At 65.6% G+C, this 15,610-nt stretch carries 10 protein-coding genes; 5 read left to right on the forward strand and 5 right to left on the reverse strand.

Features of this window, described 5'->3' with window-relative positions:
* Positions 1–91 precede the first annotated feature (91 nt).
* Complete coding sequence (locus ACIP90_RS19745; protein ID WP_400581376.1) at positions 92–2,287, forward strand: PASTA domain-containing protein; 2,196 nt, start codon at positions 92–94, stop codon at positions 2,285–2,287.
* A gap of 60 nt (positions 2,288–2,347) precedes the next feature.
* Here the strand turns inward: ACIP90_RS19745 and ACIP90_RS19750 are convergent, their stop codons facing one another.
* Positions 2,348–3,739 (reverse strand): class II 3-deoxy-7-phosphoheptulonate synthase, encoded by a 1,392-nt coding sequence (locus ACIP90_RS19750; RefSeq protein WP_400581378.1) that lies wholly within the window; start codon positions 3,737–3,739, stop codon positions 2,348–2,350.
* 101 nt (positions 3,740–3,840) lie between these two features.
* Positions 3,841–4,794: a lysophospholipid acyltransferase family protein gene (locus tag ACIP90_RS19755; protein ID WP_400581380.1), complete on the reverse strand. Its 954-nt coding sequence runs from the start codon at positions 4,792–4,794 to the stop codon at positions 3,841–3,843.
* A 125-nt stretch (positions 4,795–4,919) separates the two neighbouring features.
* Between ACIP90_RS19755 and ACIP90_RS19760 the strand changes: the two genes are divergently transcribed.
* The 3 genes from ACIP90_RS19760 to ACIP90_RS19770 are packed head-to-tail and all read left to right on the forward strand — an operon-like array spanning position 4,920 to position 7,199.
* The gene (locus ACIP90_RS19760) at positions 4,920–5,708 is read left to right on the forward strand and encodes an alpha/beta hydrolase (RefSeq protein WP_400581382.1); all 789 of its coding nucleotides are present in this window, start codon (positions 4,920–4,922) and stop codon (positions 5,706–5,708) included.
* Entirely contained in the window at positions 5,705–6,517 is an 813-nt protein-coding gene (locus tag ACIP90_RS19765) for an alpha/beta hydrolase (protein WP_400581384.1), read from the forward strand. Before ACIP90_RS19760 ends, ACIP90_RS19765 begins: the two co-directional genes overlap by 4 nt.
* Positions 6,510–7,199 carry a hypothetical protein gene (locus ACIP90_RS19770; RefSeq protein ID WP_400581386.1) on the forward strand — a complete coding sequence of 230 codons (690 nt, stop codon included), beginning with the start codon at positions 6,510–6,512 and terminating at the stop codon, positions 7,197–7,199. The genes ACIP90_RS19765 and ACIP90_RS19770 overlap by 8 nt, the downstream gene beginning before the upstream one ends.
* A gap of 30 nt (positions 7,200–7,229) precedes the next feature.
* On the opposite strand, the gene ACIP90_RS19775 is transcribed toward ACIP90_RS19770, so the two are convergent.
* Positions 7,230–8,336, reverse strand: a complete 1,107-nt coding sequence (locus ACIP90_RS19775; protein WP_400581387.1) for an ROK family glucokinase — start codon at positions 8,334–8,336, stop codon at positions 7,230–7,232.
* 173 nt (positions 8,337–8,509) lie between these two features.
* Here ACIP90_RS19775 and ACIP90_RS19780 point away from each other — a divergent pair, with 173 nt between their 5' ends.
* Positions 8,510–10,333: an AMP-dependent synthetase/ligase gene (locus ACIP90_RS19780; RefSeq protein ID WP_400581389.1), complete on the forward strand. Its 1,824-nt coding sequence runs from the start codon at positions 8,510–8,512 to the stop codon at positions 10,331–10,333.
* Between the two features lie 100 nt (positions 10,334–10,433).
* On the opposite strand, the gene ACIP90_RS19785 is transcribed toward ACIP90_RS19780, so the two are convergent.
* Positions 10,434–11,729, reverse strand: coding sequence for a MinD/ParA family protein (locus ACIP90_RS19785; RefSeq protein WP_400581390.1), 1,296 nt, complete (start codon positions 11,727–11,729; stop codon positions 10,434–10,436).
* Between the two features lie 247 nt (positions 11,730–11,976).
* The gene (locus ACIP90_RS19790; protein ID WP_400581392.1) at positions 11,977–15,372 is read right to left on the reverse strand and encodes a pyruvate carboxylase; all 3,396 of its coding nucleotides are present in this window, start codon (positions 15,370–15,372) and stop codon (positions 11,977–11,979) included.
* Between the last annotated feature and the right edge of the window lie 238 nt (positions 15,373–15,610).

Here is a 15,610-nt window from a genome sequence, read left to right on the forward strand (position 1 = left end):
TCCGCGTGATAGAGGGCACTGAGCATAACGATACGGGTCCGGATCGTATTTCGATCCGGACCCGTATCGTTGCAGCGATTAGGATCGTAGAGTGCAGGAAAAGGTGTCGGACAGTCTCGTTGGTTCCCTGGTAGATAACCGTTACCGGGTGAATTCGAGGCTGGCAAGAGGCGGAATGTCCACGGTCTATCTGGCCACGGACCAGCGGCTGGACCGCGACGTAGCGTTAAAGGTCCTTCATCCGCACCTCGCCAGCGACGATAATTTCCTTGACCGTCTCTCGCGCGAAGCCCGCTCAGCCGCAAAACTCTCGCACCCCCATGTCGTGGGCGTCCTGGACCAGGGACACGACGGCCAGACGGCGTACCTCGTCATGGAATACATCAAGGGGCACACTCTCCGTGATGTACTTCATGAAAAAGGCGCCCTGTCTCCGCGGCTTGCCCTCGCCCTCATAGATCCGGTCGTTGAGGGCCTCGGCGCCGCCCACGATGCCGGCCTCATACACCGGGACGTCAAGCCGGAAAACGTGCTGATCGCCGAAAACGGCCGCATCAAAATTGGCGACTTCGGACTGGCCCGCGCCGTAACCACCACCACGAGTACCGGCACGCTCATCGGAACGGTGGCCTACCTCTCCCCGGAGCTGGTACTTGGCAAACCGGCAGATGCCCGAAGCGACATTTACTCCACCGGAATCATGCTCTATGAGATGCTGACCGGCCAACAGCCCTTTGACGGCGAGGTTCCGATCCAGGTTGCCTATCAGCACGTCAATTCGGCAGTTGAGCCACCGTCGCGCCTCGTCCCGGGGCTGGCCGAAGAAATCGACGAGCTGGTGCAGTGGTGCACGGCCAACGACCCGGAAAAGCGACCTGTAGACGGCAACGCCCTGCTCTCGGAACTCAGGCACATCCGCACCAACCTCTCCGACGCGGAGCTCGACCTGCAACCTCCGGCAGCACTCCACGCGGCGGATGCAGCCGGCCCTGCAGGCAGCCCGTCCGCGTCCCCTGCCGGGCGCGGCATGGCGGCGCCCCCGGCGCCGGCCCGCCTGCCATCTGGAGCGCCCATCCCAGGGAACCACACAGAGGTGCTGTCCCACGTGAACGAGGTCTCCGTGAATGAGGCCACGGAGCAATGGCCCGGCGTGCAGCGCCCGACGGAAGTCATCTCCCACACCAGCAACCCCACCACCATATTCCCGGCCCGGCGACTGCCCGAGAAGTACGGATTCGACGAAGACGACGCGGGAGCTGCCGTTCCGGTTGACCACGATCAAAGCGGGCAGACTCAACGGCCCTTGAGCAAGCGCGAACAGCGGAAACAGGACCGCATCGACGAAAGAGCACGCGTCAGAGCTGCCGCAACGCCCCTTCGCACACTGCGCGAAGGCAACGCGCGGCGTCGCGGCGTACTCTGGATCGTCATCCTGGTCATTGCGGCGCTTCTGGCCACTGGTGCCGGCTGGTTCTTTGGGATGGGGCCCGGCTCCCCCGGCACGGTGCCGACTGTGGCCAACAGGACCGTCGCCGAGGCCCAGCGGCTCCTCCAAGCGGCCGGCTTCCAGTCCAGCACCCAGGACGTGTTCGACGACGACGTCCGTGCGGGGCTCGTGGTGGGTTCGGACCCGGAGGCCGGAACGGAGATCCGCAAGTACGAGCAGGTTTCGCTGTTCGTTTCGAAGGGTCCCCAGCTATTCCCGCTTCCGCAACTGCCGGGCAAGTCCCTTGACGCCGCCAAGGAAGCCCTCGGCGGAGCTGAGATGGCCTTGGGTAAAGTCACGGAAAAGTTTGATGAAGAGGCGCCGGCAGGCACTGTCCTCGCCCAGTCCCCGGCCGCGGGAACGCCGGTCAGGCACGGAACACCGGTGAGCCTCACCGTATCCAAGGGCCCGCAGCCCATACCGGTGCCGGACGTCCGCGGACAGGAACAGGCCGCGGCCTTCAGGGCCATCGAGGCAGCCGGACTGGTAGCCGTCGTGGCGGAGAAGACCGTCAATGACCGCAACATTCCGAAGGGTTCCGTGGTCAAACAGGAGCCGGCCTCCGGAACACTGACACGGGGAGGGACTGTCACCCTGACCATCTCCGAGGGCCCGAAACTCGTCAAGGTGCCGAACTACATCGGGGAGCAGGTCGGCGACGCCCGCGAGGCATTGGAGAAGCGCGGATTCGAAGTTCGGGTCAACAACGTCCTCGGCGGATTCTTTGGGACGGTTCGTGACCAGGACCCGGTGGACATTGAGGTTCCCGAAGGATCCGTAGTGACGCTAACCGTCGTTTAAGGCGGGCCTCCGCGGGCCGTGTGTCAGCCTGCGGAGGCCCGGACTGGTGCCTGTTAAAGACTAGTGCCGGGTAAGGGCGCCGGCCACGAGGAATGCCATCTCCAGGGACTGCATGTGGTTCAGGCGCGGGTCGCACACAGACTCGTAACGGTCGAGGAATGCGTCCTGGTCGATTGGGTCGGCACCGCCCAGGCACTCTGCGACGTCGTCCCCTGTCATTTCGACGTGCAGGCCACCCGGAACAGTTCCCAGCGCGTGGTGGACCTCGAAGAAGCCGCGGACTTCGTCGATAACGTCATCGAAGTTGCGGGTCTTATAGCCGTTCGGCGATGTGACGGTATTGCCGTGCATCGGATCGGTGACCCACAGAACCTGGGCACCGGAGGCGGTGACCTTTTCCACGACCGCGGGAAGCTTTTCGCGGATATTGCCCGCACCCATCCGGGTGATGAAAGTCAGGCGGCCGGGCTCGCGGTTGGGATCCAGCTTGTCGATCAGCCGCAGGGCGTCGTCACCAGTGGTGGTGGGGCCAAGCTTCACACCGATCGGGTTCCGGACACGCGAGAGGAAGTCGACATGTGCGTGGTCCAGCTCGCGGGTGCGCTCACCGATCCAGAGGAAGTGGGCGGAGGTGTCGTACGGGAAGCCCGTACGCGAATCGATGCGGGTGAGGGCGCGCTCGTAATCGAGGAGCAGCGCCTCGTGGCTGGCATAGAACTCAACGCGCTTCAGTGCTTCGAAGTCCGCGCCACACGACGCCATGAACTTGATGGCGCGGTCGATGTCCCGAGCCAGGGATTCGTAGCGGGCATGGGCAGGGTTTTCGGTGAAGCCCTTGTTCCACTGGTGCACCAGGCGGAGGTCCGCGAAGCCGCCCTGGGTGAAGGCACGGATCAGGTTCAGCGTGGAGGCGGAGGTGTGGTAAGCCCGGAGCATGCGGCTGGCATCATGCCCCCGGGATTCGGGCGTGAAGTCGTACCCGTTGACGATGTCCCCGCGGTATGCCGGAAGGGTCACGCCGTCGCGCGTCTCCTCGTTCGAGGAGCGGGGCTTGGCGAACTGGCCCGCCATCCGGCCCATCTTGATCACGGGCATGGCGGCACCATAAGTAAGGACCACGGCCATCTGCAGGATGGTCTTGACCCGTGCACTGATCTTGTCTGCAGTGGCGTCGCCGAACGTCTCGGCGCAGTCACCGCCCTGCAGCAGGAACGCCTTGCCCTGTGCAGCGGCTGCAAGCCGGTCACGAAGCTCATCGACCTCGCCGGCGAACACGAGGGGCGGAAGTGCCGAGAGTTCCCGAACAGATGCGTCGAAGACGTCCCTGTCCTGCCAAGTGGGCTGCTGCGAGATGGGAAGTTCCCGCCAGTCGTCCAGTCCCGGATAGTTGGCGGCGCCGCTCTGTGCGGTGCTGGTCAGGGAAGAGGCAGGTTTTGCGGATAGCTCAGTCACACTACTAAGAGTAGTTGCCCGGACAGGCATCGGGACACCCGGGCTGTCATTGACCCGGGCCCGGCGTCATATCTACGGCAGCCGCGAATGCTGAAGGGCGATTAGGCACGGCGGGAGGAACCGGCGTCAGTATCCTCCCCGGGTCCTTGACCCGAACCGTTGCCGGGTTCCCTTCCCGGCAACGCCCCAGGCTCTCCGGCAGGTGCGGGGTACTCCCCCGCCGCGGTTCCCGGCTCGCCCGACCCGGCAGCGCCTCCGTCTGTCTGGCTTTCGGCGGGCAGGCTGCCGCCCGCCTGGCTGTCGGCGGGCAGGCTCTCGCCCGCCTGGCTTTCGGCGGGCAGGCTTTCTGCCGGCTGGCTTTCGACGGACACGGCTGCAGCGGCAGGGCCCTTGCCCGCCAGCCGCAGCTTGACCACAGCGGCGTACTCATCCACATATTCCTGCCCTGAGAGGCGCATGAGCTCGTACATGATTTCGTCGGTCACAGATCGCTGGATCAGCCGGTCGTCAGCCATCTCGTGATACCGGCTGAAGTCAAGGGGTGCCCCGAAGATCATGCCGATGCGTCGAATGTTGGGCAGTCTTTTTCCTATCGGCTGGACCTTGTCCGTGCCGATCATGGCCACCGGAATGACCGGGACTTTGGCTTGCAGCGCCAGCCGTGCCACTCCCACCTTGCCCCGGTAGAGGCGGCCATCCGGGCTCCGGGTCCCCTCTGGATAGATTCCCAGCAGTCCCCCGTGCGTCAGGACATCCATGCCGGCCTCAAGCGAGGCGGCGGAGGCGGCCCCGCCGGAGCGATCCATGGGGAGCTGGTTGGTCAGCCGGAAGAACAAGGCCGTCAGCCGGCCCTTAAGCCCGGTACCCGTGAAGTACTCCGATTTCGCCAGGAAGATGACGGGCCTGGACACCATGAGCGGCATGAAGATCGAGTCCGAAAACGACAGGTGGTTTGACGCGATGATTGCGGGACCCTCGGCAGGCAGGTTGTCCAATCCTTTGACCCACGGCCGGAATAGAGTGCGGAGTACAGGACCCAGGAAGATCCTTTTCATGACCCAATAAAACACGTGTCCAACCCCTCCGGAAGGCAGCTGGCAAGCACTCCCAAGGGCCTGCCGGCACTGCAATGCAACCCTACTCTAGTGAGATTTGCACGGAACAGTGACACGATGGACACATGACAGGAAGCAGCGACCGGATCAGGCCCGCCGCTTTCAGCTACCCGGGCCATGGCCCCAATGCGCGCATTGGAATCGCCATCTGTCACGGCTTCACAGGCAGCCCGCTGAGCATCCTGCCGTGGGCCCAACATCTGGCCGATCGTGGCTTCGCAGTCTCGGTGCCGCTCCTGCCCGGCCACGGAACCGACTGGCAGGACTTGGCGCGCAGCGGCTGGGAGGACTGGCACCGCGCTTTCGACGATGCATTTGTGGAGCTCGCCGCCAGGACCGACGCCTGCTATGTGGCCGGACTGTCCATGGGCGGGGCCATTGCCCTCCTGACGGCTTCCCGCCGTGAAGTGGCGGGGGTGGCAGTGGTCAATCCAGGGCTAAGCTTCTACGATCGGCGCGTCCGGGTCATCGGGCTGCTGAAGTACTTCCAGCGGACTACCGTCCCCATCGAGGAAGAAAATCCGACGGCGTCTCCCACCGAAGACGGCGATTATTCCCGCACACCGCTGGCCGCCGTCCATCAGCTGAAAAGGCTGTTCGGGGCCGCCGCCCGCGGCCTCCCCCGGGTTAAGGCACCGGTCCTGGTCTTCAAGTCGCGGAACGATGCTGTTGTGCCGCCCACGTCCCTGGCGATGATCCGGAAGCGCCTGGCCTCAGGGAGCCTCGAGGTGGTGCCGCTGGAACACAGCGGCCATGTTGCCACCCTGGACGTCGACGCACAGGAAATTTTCGAAGCCTCCGAGAGGTTCTTCCAGGTGCATGCCCCCAGCAACGTATCGACGGAGAAGCAATGAGCATCCTTCCGGACCACAGTCCGTTCAGTAGCGCCTTCTCCGGAGAGGGTCCGAGGGTGGGCGTCGCCCTCGCACACGGGTTCACCGGGAGTCCCCACGCCGTGCGGGCGTGGGCCATGGCGTTTGCCGCCGAGGGCTTCGCCGTGCGCATGCCTCTTCTTCCGGGCCACGGGACCTCATGGCAGGAACTGGCACGCACCCGGTGGACAGACTGGCACGATGCCATGGATAGCGCATATCTGGAACTCGAAGCCGAGTGTGATGTGGTTTTTTCGGCAGGCATCTCCATGGGCGGCGCCCTTGCCCTGCGCATCGCCGCCACACGTCCCCTGGCCGGTACCGTCCTGGTCAACCCCGCGCTGGTCATCGACGATCCCCGCGCGCCATTGGCCGGCATCCTCAAACTCGTACTCAAGAGCACGCCGGCCATCGGCAACGACATCCTCAAGCCGGATGTCAACGAAGGCGCCTATGACCGCACGCCGGTGGCCGCAGCGCACGAGTTGAACAAATTGTTCAGGGCCACCCGGCTGCTGCTGCCGCGGGTGACCGCGCCCGTCCGCGTTTTCCGCTCCACCGTGGACCACGTCGTTTCCGACTCGAGCATCGTTGCGCTCCGCCGTGGCCTGACGCAGGCGCCTCTGGAGCTGACCATGCTGGAGAACAGCTACCATGTAGCCACCCTCGATAACGACGCCGGGCAAATCTTCAGCGGCTCGCTGGACTTCATCCGTGACATCCTTGCGGAGACCCGCCCCGGTCCAGACCAGTCCGCGACAGCCAGCCAGAAGGGCGATCCCAATGAATAGGCCCGATTCAAATTCGTCCGACCCCAGCGCAAACCAGGACGACGCCGTCTGGCTTGACCTGGTGGCCAGGCTCGAAGGAGACACCACCGGCGGCACCGCCAAGCCGACTGCCGGCAACCGCACCGATCCGGGCCTGGGCGCCCCCAACGAAGCGACTGACCCTCACGGCGGGAAAGACCCTCGCGACGGCGTCACGAATCCTCCCGCAGCAGACGGCACCGTGTCCGGCGCTGCCGCCGACACTGCCGCCGGCACTGCCGCCGGGGGGACCGCCAAGCAGTTCAGTGACTTTGATCCACTGGGGCTGGCTCCCCGTGCAGGTGCGCCCATCGAATTGTCAGCGGCGGAACGCGCGGCAGCCCGGCAGCGCGCCGCAGAAACCGCCGGGTCTGACGAAACCGCCACGCCGGAGGGTCCGCGCGACTATGAGGTGGATGACGAGGACGACGCATTTGTGCCCGAGGATCCGCCCAGCCTGGCCGGCATCGATCCGCTGACCATGCTCGCCTGGCTGGGGGCGGTGGGTGCCCCCGTGGCGCTGGTGCTGTCGGCGATGTTCTGGCGCTCGGCTCCGCTGCTGGCGATCCTTGGCATGGTGGTCAGCTTCGTGGGCGCGGTGGTTTACCTCATCATGAAGCTGCCCCAGGAGAAGGACGAAAACGACGACGGCGCCCGCGTCTAGGGGCGCGAGCACCTTAGCGGCCAGCGTGAGTCAGTTGGCCGTGCGGCTGCCGACCCGTGACAGGTCCGCCGCGCCGATGAGTCCGGCATGCGGTCCAAGGTCAGCCAGGGCGATTTCCGCGGCAGGCCGGAATCCTCGGCCCGTGAGGTTCCGGGCAAAGGCCTTCCGGGCAGGCGCCACGAGGAGCTCACCTGCGGCGCAGAGCCCACCGCCGATCACGAATTTCCCGGGATCCAGGGCCGCGGCCAGGTTCGCCAGCCCGAGCCCCAGCCAGTCGCCCACGTCTTCCAGGAGTTCCCTGGAGGCTGCGTCCCCAGAGATGGCCAGTTCCGTGACAGTGGCTCCCGTGATGCGGTCAGCGTGCCCATCGACAGCCTTGAGGAGTTCCTGAGCCACCGGAGAGTTCGCCAGCGCAAGCTCGCGGGCCTCGCGGCCGAGGGCGTTGCCGGACGCGTACTGTTCCCAACAGCCGCGGTTGCCGCATTCGCAGCGGTGGCCGCCGGGCATGATGATCTGGTGGCCAAATTCGCCCGCAACACCAAAGCGGCCCCGCTCGACGCGGCCGTCCATCACCATTGCCCCGCCGATCCCCGTTCCGAGCGTGATGCACACCAGGCGGTTCTGTCCCTGGCCGGCACCAAACCGCCACTCAGCCCAGGCGGCTGCGTCGGCATCGTTGACCAGCATCACGGGGCGGCGAAGCAATCGCTCCAGGTTGTCCCTGAGGGGTTCGTTGCGCCATGCCAGATGGGGGCTGAACAGGACCGTTCCGCCGTCGAGATCCATCCAGCCGGCGGCGCCTATGCCCACCGACCTGATGCGTGCTCCACGGCTGAGCTCCTCGACGAGCTCCACGATCACCCGCTCGACGGCACGGGGATCGCTGCCGGGAGTTGAGCGTCTGGCTTCGTTGAGAATCCGTCCCTCTGCATCAACCACGCCGGCTGCAACTTTGGTACCGCCAATGTCGATGCCTATGGCGAGACCAGTGCCCGCGGGGCGAAGATACTGCCGGAGCGTCCGGTAAGGTGCGCCACCGCCCTGGTGGCCGACCGAACCGCGCCGCCATGCCCGCGGCCGGGACCGTCGCGTGGTGCTGGCGGGTCCGGACTGTTCGCTCGACGGGAAAGGCTGCATAATCCCCCATTCTAGGTGCCCGAGTCGAGCCTATGGCTGCACATGGATTCTTGGCTGGACCTCATCGGTCACGTAAAGTTACTGACGAGTAACCACTAGGTCCCCGGTCCTTGATAGACGGGTACTAAGGTTAGGACTAACCGCAGCGGTCTACGGATATCAGAGGAGCTATTGTGCGCGAATTCAGTGTTCCGCCCCTGGTCAGCGTCCCCCCGGACACCAACATCACGGACCTCCTGGTGCGCCAGGCGGCCAAGGCGTCGAATCCGGCGCTGTTTTCCCGGCTGGATGCCGCCGGTCAGTGGCAGGACATTGTTGCCACTGATTTCCTGGCGGACGTCTCCGCCCTGGCCAAGGGACTTATGGCCAGCGGCGTGGAAGCCGGAGACCGGGTGGGGATTATGTCCCGGACGCGCTATGAGTGGGCGCTGGTCGACTTCGCCGTCTGGTTCGCCGGCGGCGTGTCGGTTCCCATCTACGAGACGTCATCTCCATCCCAGGTCGCGTGGAACCTCGGTGACTCGGGCGCGGTGGCTGCCTTCGGCGAGACGGGCCACCACGAGAACGTCATCAGGCAGGCCGCCACCTCCGAGGGGCTCACCGCCCTCACACATGTCTGGCAGCTCGAAGGCGGCGGCCTCGAGGCCCTCCGGGAGGCCGGAAAGGACATCAGCGACGCCGACCTGGAGTCTCGGCGGCACGCCGCGAAGCTCAACGACACCGCCACGATCATCTACACCTCGGGTACGACGGGGCGCCCCAAGGGCTGCGAACTGACACACGGCAACTTCGTGGAGCTTTCGGAGAACGCCCTCGCTACCTCGCTGCGCCAGATAGTCAACGAGCAGGCCCGAACCATCATGTTCCTCCCGCTGGCGCACGTCTTCGCGCGGTTCATCTCGGTTCTTGCGGTGGCCGCAGGCTCCACCGTGGCCCACACTCCGGACATCAAGCACCTCCTCCCGGATCTGCAGAGCTACAAGCCCACGTTCCTGCTCGCCGTGCCGCGCGTGTTCGAGAAGGTCTACAACTCGGCGCTCACCAAGGCGGAGGACGGCGGCAAGGGCGCGATCTTCCACAAGGCCGCGGACACAGCCATTGCTTATTCCCGGGCCCGCCAGGAAGGCAAGATAGGACTGGGCCTGAAAGTCCGGCACGCCATCTTCGACAAACTCGTTTACGGAAAGCTGCGCGCGGCCATGGGCGGCCAGGTGGCGCACGCTGTCTCCGGCGGCGGGCCGCTGGGTGAGCGGCTTGGCCACTTTTTCCAGGGCATTGGATTGCAGATCCTGGAGGGCTACGGCCTGACCGAGACCACGGCCCCCGTCAGCGTGAACACTCCCGAGCGGATCAAGATCGGCACGGTCGGCGCGCCGCTGCCCGGAAACACCGTGAAAATCGCCGACGACGGTGAGATCCTCGTCAAGGGCGTCTGCGTCATGCGGGGCTACTACAAGCGCGAGGACCTGGCCGCCGAGGCGTTCGCCGACGGATGGTTCCGCACCGGAGACATCGGCCAGCTCGACGCCGACGGCTTCCTCACGATCACCGGCCGCAAGAAGGAAATCATTGTGACCGCCGGGGGCAAGAATGTCGTTCCCGCTTTGCTGGAGGACCAGATCAGGGCAGACGCCCTGGTATCGCAGGTGCTCGTAGTGGGCGACAACCGCCCCTTCATCGGTGCACTGGTCACCCTCGACGAGGAAGCACTTCCCGGGTGGCTGCAGCGCCACAACCTGCCGGCGGAAACCACCGTAGCCGAGGCTGCCGACAACGAGACGGTCAGGGCGGCCGTGCAGGAGCTGATCAACCACGCGAACCAGTCCGTCTCGCAGGCAGAGGCTATCAAGTCGTTCAGGATCGTTCCCAGCGACTTCACCGAAGCCTCCGGCCACCTGACCCCCTCCATGAAGGTCAAGCGGGCCCAGGTTATCAAGGATTTCGAGACGGTGATCGAGGAGATGTACGCCGCGCCCAAACCCGCGCCGACAACCTAACCGTCCCGACCGCATCAAAGGCAAAAGCCCCGCCGGAAACTGAACTTTCAGAAACGGCGGGGCTTTTTGCGCTTGTGCCTGGCCTGCACACCTGGCTGGATCAGGCCTGCTGAAGTTCCTCTATCACCAGGGCCGCCAGCTCCACGGCAGCACTGCGTGTGGCGGGCTTGAGCTGGCTCAGCTGGATGCGCGATCCCTCGGCCAGGTGCCGGTCGTGGGGAATCCGCACTACATTCTTGACCCGGGACAGGAAGTGTTGCTCGATTTCGTCAATGTTCACCAGCGTACGGTCCCCGGCGGCCATGTTGATGACTACGGTTGCTTTGGCCACCAGGTCCTGGCGCCCGTGGGCTTCCAGCCAGGACAGCGTTTCCGAAGCGAGCCTGGCCTCATCGACGCTGCCACCGGACACGAGGACCACGGCGTCGGCCTTTTCGAGGGTGCCTTTCATGACGGAATGGACCATGCCGGTCCCCGAGTCCGTCAGGACGATCGAGTAGTAGCGCCCAAGAATATCGGTGACTGCCCGGTAGTCCGCGTCATCGAAGGCGTGGGCCACCATGGGATCGGTGTCGGAGGCCAAAACATCCAGCCGTGAGCCGTCCCGGGCTGTGTAGTTGGACAACTGCGCGAACGAGTCGACCGTGAACCGGTCCTTGACCAGCTGGCGCGCCGTGAAATCCGCCCGCCCGGGGGAACGGTCTGACAGTGTTCCGCGGTCAGGGTTGGCGTCCATGGCGATCACGCGGTCTTCGCGCAGGTCTGCGAGGACCATCCCCAGCAGGGTGGTGACGGTGGTCTTGCCCACCCCGCCCTTGCGTGAAAGTACAGGGACGTAGCGGGTGCGCTCCCCCAGGCGCATGGCGATTCGGTGCTCCATGGCCCGCTGGATACGGATCCGGTCCGAATCGCCCAGGTTCACATAGCCAAAAGTGACCGTGTACAACCAGCGGCGCCAGCCGGCAACGGGTGCTGCGGCTGCTTTGTTCAGCAGGCGGTCGGCGGTCAGCGCAGCGGCCGGCTCGGGACCCTCGGGGCGTTCACGCCGCCCCCCGTGGTTCTCCGCGTTTACCGCCGCTGCTTCGGCCGTTTCGGTCGTGTCTGATTCTTCTTCAGCTTCGGCTGTGGCTGTGGCTGCCTCGACGGTGTCCAACGCAGCGGTGTCCAATGCAGCCGTGTCTGGCGCGGCTGTCTCTGGCGCGCCTGTCTCTGGGGCGGCTCGGCCCGCTGCATCGACGCCAACCATGCCCACCGTAGCTACCGGCAGACCTGCAGGCACGGCGCCCGGGTGCGGCACCGCCCTGAGTGCCGAGAGCGAGCCGGCCGACGTGCGGTCCTGTGCGTCGGAAACGGTCACAACGCTGATGTCTCCGGACGAGTCTCCAGACGATGCCATGCCGCCAGCTTCGGCCGGAGAAACTCCGCCGGCTTTTTCACCGGCTTCCGCCGGAGCGGCAACCATTGGGGCGCGGTTCGGTGGCGGCCCGGGTTTAGGCGTATCGGTCTGCGTCATGGCTTCCGCTCTTTATGGTTCTGGCTGAAATGGCTGTGGGGGCGGCTTTCGCCGTCCCCACAACCTTTTTCTGGCTTCTACCATACGCGCAGGGCGGGCGTGGACGTCCAGTCAGCTATTCAACAGTCATCTACTCAACAACGAGCAGCAGGTCTCCGCCCTGGACCTGTTCCACAGAGGAAATGGCGATCCGCGTGACTTTGCCGCCCACCGGCGTCGTGATGGATGCTTCCATCTTCATGGCCTCGATGGTGGCAACGGTGTCGCCGGCCTTGACCGTGTCGCCAACCTTGGCCGTCACCGTGACAGCGCCTGCGAAGGGTGCAGCGACCTGTCCCGGCTGCGCCGGGTCGGCCTTCTCGGCTGTCTTGACGTTGCTGACCACAGACTTGTCACGGACCGAGACAGGACGGGACTGGCCGTTGAGCGTGCACATGACGGAGCGCATGCCCTTCTCGTCCGGCTCCGAGACGGCCTCCAGCGAGGCGATGAGCCGGACACCCTTCTCCAGCTGGATCACGTGCTCCTGGCCACGCTGCAGCCCGTAGAGGTAGTCGCGGGTGTCCAGGACGGAAACGTTGCCGTACGTCTCCACGCTCTTCAGGTAGTCCTTGGTGGGGCCGGCGAAGAGCAGGCGGTTCAGCGTCTGCTGCCGGGTCTTCGAATCCCCGCGAAGCGCAGCGCTGTCTTCGGCGCTGAGCTCGGCGTCGCGGACCTTGATCTTGCGGCCCTGCAGCGCCTTGGTGCGGAACGGCTCAGGCCAGCCGCCAGGCGGGTCACCGAGCTCGCCGGACAGGAAGCCAATCACCGAGTCCGGGATGTCGTAGTTCTGCGGGTTCTCATTGAAATCGGCGGGGTCGGCGTTCAGACCCACCAGGTGCAGGGCGAGATCCCCCACCACCTTCGAGGAAGGCGTAACCTTCACGAGGCGACCCAGAATGCGGTCCGCGGCGGTGTACATGTCCTCGATGGCTTCGAACCGTTCGCCCAGGCCGAGTGCCATGGCCTGCTGCCGGAGGTTGGAGAGCTGGCCGCCCGGGATTTCGTGCTGGTAGACCCGGCCTGTGGGTCCCGGCAGTCCGGACTCGAACGGGGCGTAGACCCTCCGCACTGCTTCCCAGTACGGTTCCAGCGAGCTGACGTTGGCGAGGCTGAGCCCGGTGTCCCGCTCCGTGTGCGCCAGCGCCGCGACCAGTGCTGACGCTGAGGGCTGGCTGGTTGTTCCGGCGAGGGAGGCCGATGCGACGTCCACGGCATCCACGCCGGCGTCAACCGCGGCGAGGAGCGTTGCGAGCTGCCCGCCAACAGTGTCGTGGGTGTGGAGGTGGACGGGGAGGTCGAACCTTTCCCGGAGGGCACGGACCAGTTTGGCGGCGGCGGCCGGCCGCAGCAGCCCCGCCATGTCCTTGATGGCGAGGATGTGGGCGCCGGCGTCGACGATCTTCTGCGCCAGCTCCAGGTAGTAGTCCAGCGTGTAGAGGTTTTCCTCCGGGTCGAGCAGGTCACCCGTGTAGCAGAGTGCAACCTCGGCCACGGCGGTGCCGGTGGCACGGACGGCACGGATGGCCGGCGCCATCTGGTTGACGTCGTTCAGGGCATCGAAGATCCGGAAGATGTCGATGCCGGTAGCCGCCGCCTCGTTGACGAACGCCTCGGTCACCTCTTCCGGGTACGGGGTGTAGCCCACGGTGTTCCGGCCACGGAGCAGCATCTGCAGGCAGATGTTCGGCAGTGCCTTCCGCAGCGCCGCCAGACGGTCCCAGGGATCCTCACCCAGGAACCGCAGTGCGACGTCGTAGGTGGCACCGCCCCAGGCCTCGACGGAGAGCAGGCCGGGAAGCAGCGAGGAAACAGCAGGACCGGCAGCCACCAGGTCCCGGGTGCGGACGCGGGTGGCCAGCAGGGACTGGTGGGCATCGCGGAACGTCGTGTCGGTGACCGCGACAGCAGTCTGCTCGCGAAGGGCCCGGGCAAAGCCTTCCGGCCCCAGCTCCTGCAGCCGCTGGCGCGAGCCCGGCTGCAGTTCGCTTTCCCGCACGGCCGGCAGCTTATCGGCCGGGTCAGTGTGGACCGTGAGTTCACCATTGGGCTTGTTGACGGTGACCTCAGCCAGCCATGTCAGCAGCTTGGTGCCGCGGTCGGCCGAGACACGGGCCTTCAGCAGCTGTGGGCGCTCGTCGATAAAGGACGTGGCGACGTCGCCCGCGATGAAGTCGGCGTCGTCGAGCACGGCCTGCAGGAAGGAAATGTTGGTGGACACGCCACGGATGCGGAACTCGGCAAGGGCACGGCGAGCCCTTGCCACAGCGGCCGGATAATCCCTGCCGCGGCAGGTGAGCTTGACGAGCATCGAGTCAAAGTGGGGGCTGATTTCGGCACCCGAGTAAACCGTTCCGCCGTCGAGCCTTACGCCGGCGCCGCCGGCCGAACGGTAGCCGGTGATCTTTCCGACGTCGGGGCGGAAGCCGTTGGCCGGGTCCTCGGTGGTGATGCGGCACTGCAGGGCCGCGCCCTTGAGGAACACGGTCTCCTGGGAAAGGCCCAAGTCGGCCAGGGTTTCGCCGGAGGCAATCCGCATCTGCGCCTGGACGAGGTCGACGTCGGTGACCTCCTCGGTGACCGTGTGCTCCACCTGGATGCGGGGGTTCATTTCGATGAAGACGTGCTGCCCGGCGCGCTCCCCTACGGTGTCCACGAGGAACTCGACGGTTCCTGCGTTGACGTAGTTGAGGGCCTTGGCGAACTTCACGGCGTCGCGGTACAGGGCCTGCCGGATGCCTTCGTCCAGGTTAGGGGCCGGAGCGATCTCGATAACCTTCTGGTGGCGCCGCTGGATGGAACAGTCACGCTCGAAGAGGTGCATGACGTTGCCCTCGGCGTCGGCCAGGATCTGCACCTCGATGTGCCGCGGACGGAGCACGGCCTGCTCAAGGAACATGGTCGGGTCACCGAACGCTGCGTCAGCCTCGCGCATTGCGGACTGCAGCGCCTCGGGCAGCGCTTCGCGGGTATCAACGCGGCGCATGCCGCGTCCGCCGCCGCCGGCCACGGCCTTGGCGAAGATCGGGAAGCCGATCTCGTCGGCAGCGGCGATCAGCTCATCGAGGTCCTTCGAGGGGGCACTGGACTTCAGCACGGGGACGCCGGCCTTGCGGGCAGCCTCCAGCGCGGCGACTTTGTTGCCGGCGAGCTCGAGGACCTCGGCGGGCGGCCCGACGAAGGTGATGCCGGCAGCCTTGGCTGCCCGCGCAAGGTCGGGATTTTCGGAAAGGAAGCCGTAGCCGGGGTAAATGGCATCCGCGCCGGCTTCCTTAGCTACCCGCACCACCTCGTCAACGTCCAGGTAGGCCCGGACGGGGTGGCCTTCCTCGCCAATCAGATACGCCTCGTCGGCTTTCTGGCGGTGGATCGAGTTACGGTCCTCGTTGGGGAACACGGCGACTGTCTTGGCGCCCAGCTCGTAGCCGGCGCGGAACGCGCGGATTGCGATTTCACCGCGGTTGGCCACCAGAATCTTGGAAAACATGCTGCTCCTGCATCATCGCGGGTGTATCGGTAAGTGGTCACAGTGTGTAAGACGCGTGCCGTGAAACACAAATCATTGTGTTGACCGTCACAGAATTATCCGTCATTTCGCAGCCACATTCATTCCCTCCCCGGCCCTGACCCGGAAGAGCCGCCCGGCGAGCCATGCCCGGACCCGATAAGAAGGGATTAGGCGCCGGCTCCACATATGATGAATGGGGCGGCGAAGCCTGTCCCCC

This window comes from Arthrobacter sp. NPDC093139 (assembly GCF_044754165.1).
Lineage (GTDB): Bacteria > Actinomycetota > Actinomycetes > Actinomycetales > Micrococcaceae > Arthrobacter.

What these genes read in the sequence shown, in the direction of transcription:
- ACIP90_RS19760 (WP_400581382.1), top strand. Translation starts at nt 4,920, where the DNA reads ATGACAGGAAGCAGCGACCGGATCAGGCCCGCCGCTTTCAGCTACCCG.
- ACIP90_RS19790 (WP_400581392.1), bottom strand. Translation starts at nt 15,372, where the DNA reads ATGTTTTCCAAGATTCTGGTGGCCAACCGCGGTGAAATCGCAATCCGC.
- ACIP90_RS19765 (WP_400581384.1), top strand. Translation starts at nt 5,705, where the DNA reads ATGAGCATCCTTCCGGACCACAGTCCGTTCAGTAGCGCCTTCTCCGGA.
- ACIP90_RS19775 (WP_400581387.1), bottom strand. Translation starts at nt 8,336, where the DNA reads ATGCAGCCTTTCCCGTCGAGCGAACAGTCCGGACCCGCCAGCACCACG.
- ACIP90_RS19785 (WP_400581390.1), bottom strand. Translation starts at nt 11,729, where the DNA reads ATGGCATCGTCTGGAGACTCGTCCGGAGACATCAGCGTTGTGACCGTT.
- ACIP90_RS19755 (WP_400581380.1), bottom strand. Translation starts at nt 4,794, where the DNA reads ATGAAAAGGATCTTCCTGGGTCCTGTACTCCGCACTCTATTCCGGCCG.
- ACIP90_RS19770 (WP_400581386.1), top strand. Translation starts at nt 6,510, where the DNA reads ATGAATAGGCCCGATTCAAATTCGTCCGACCCCAGCGCAAACCAGGAC.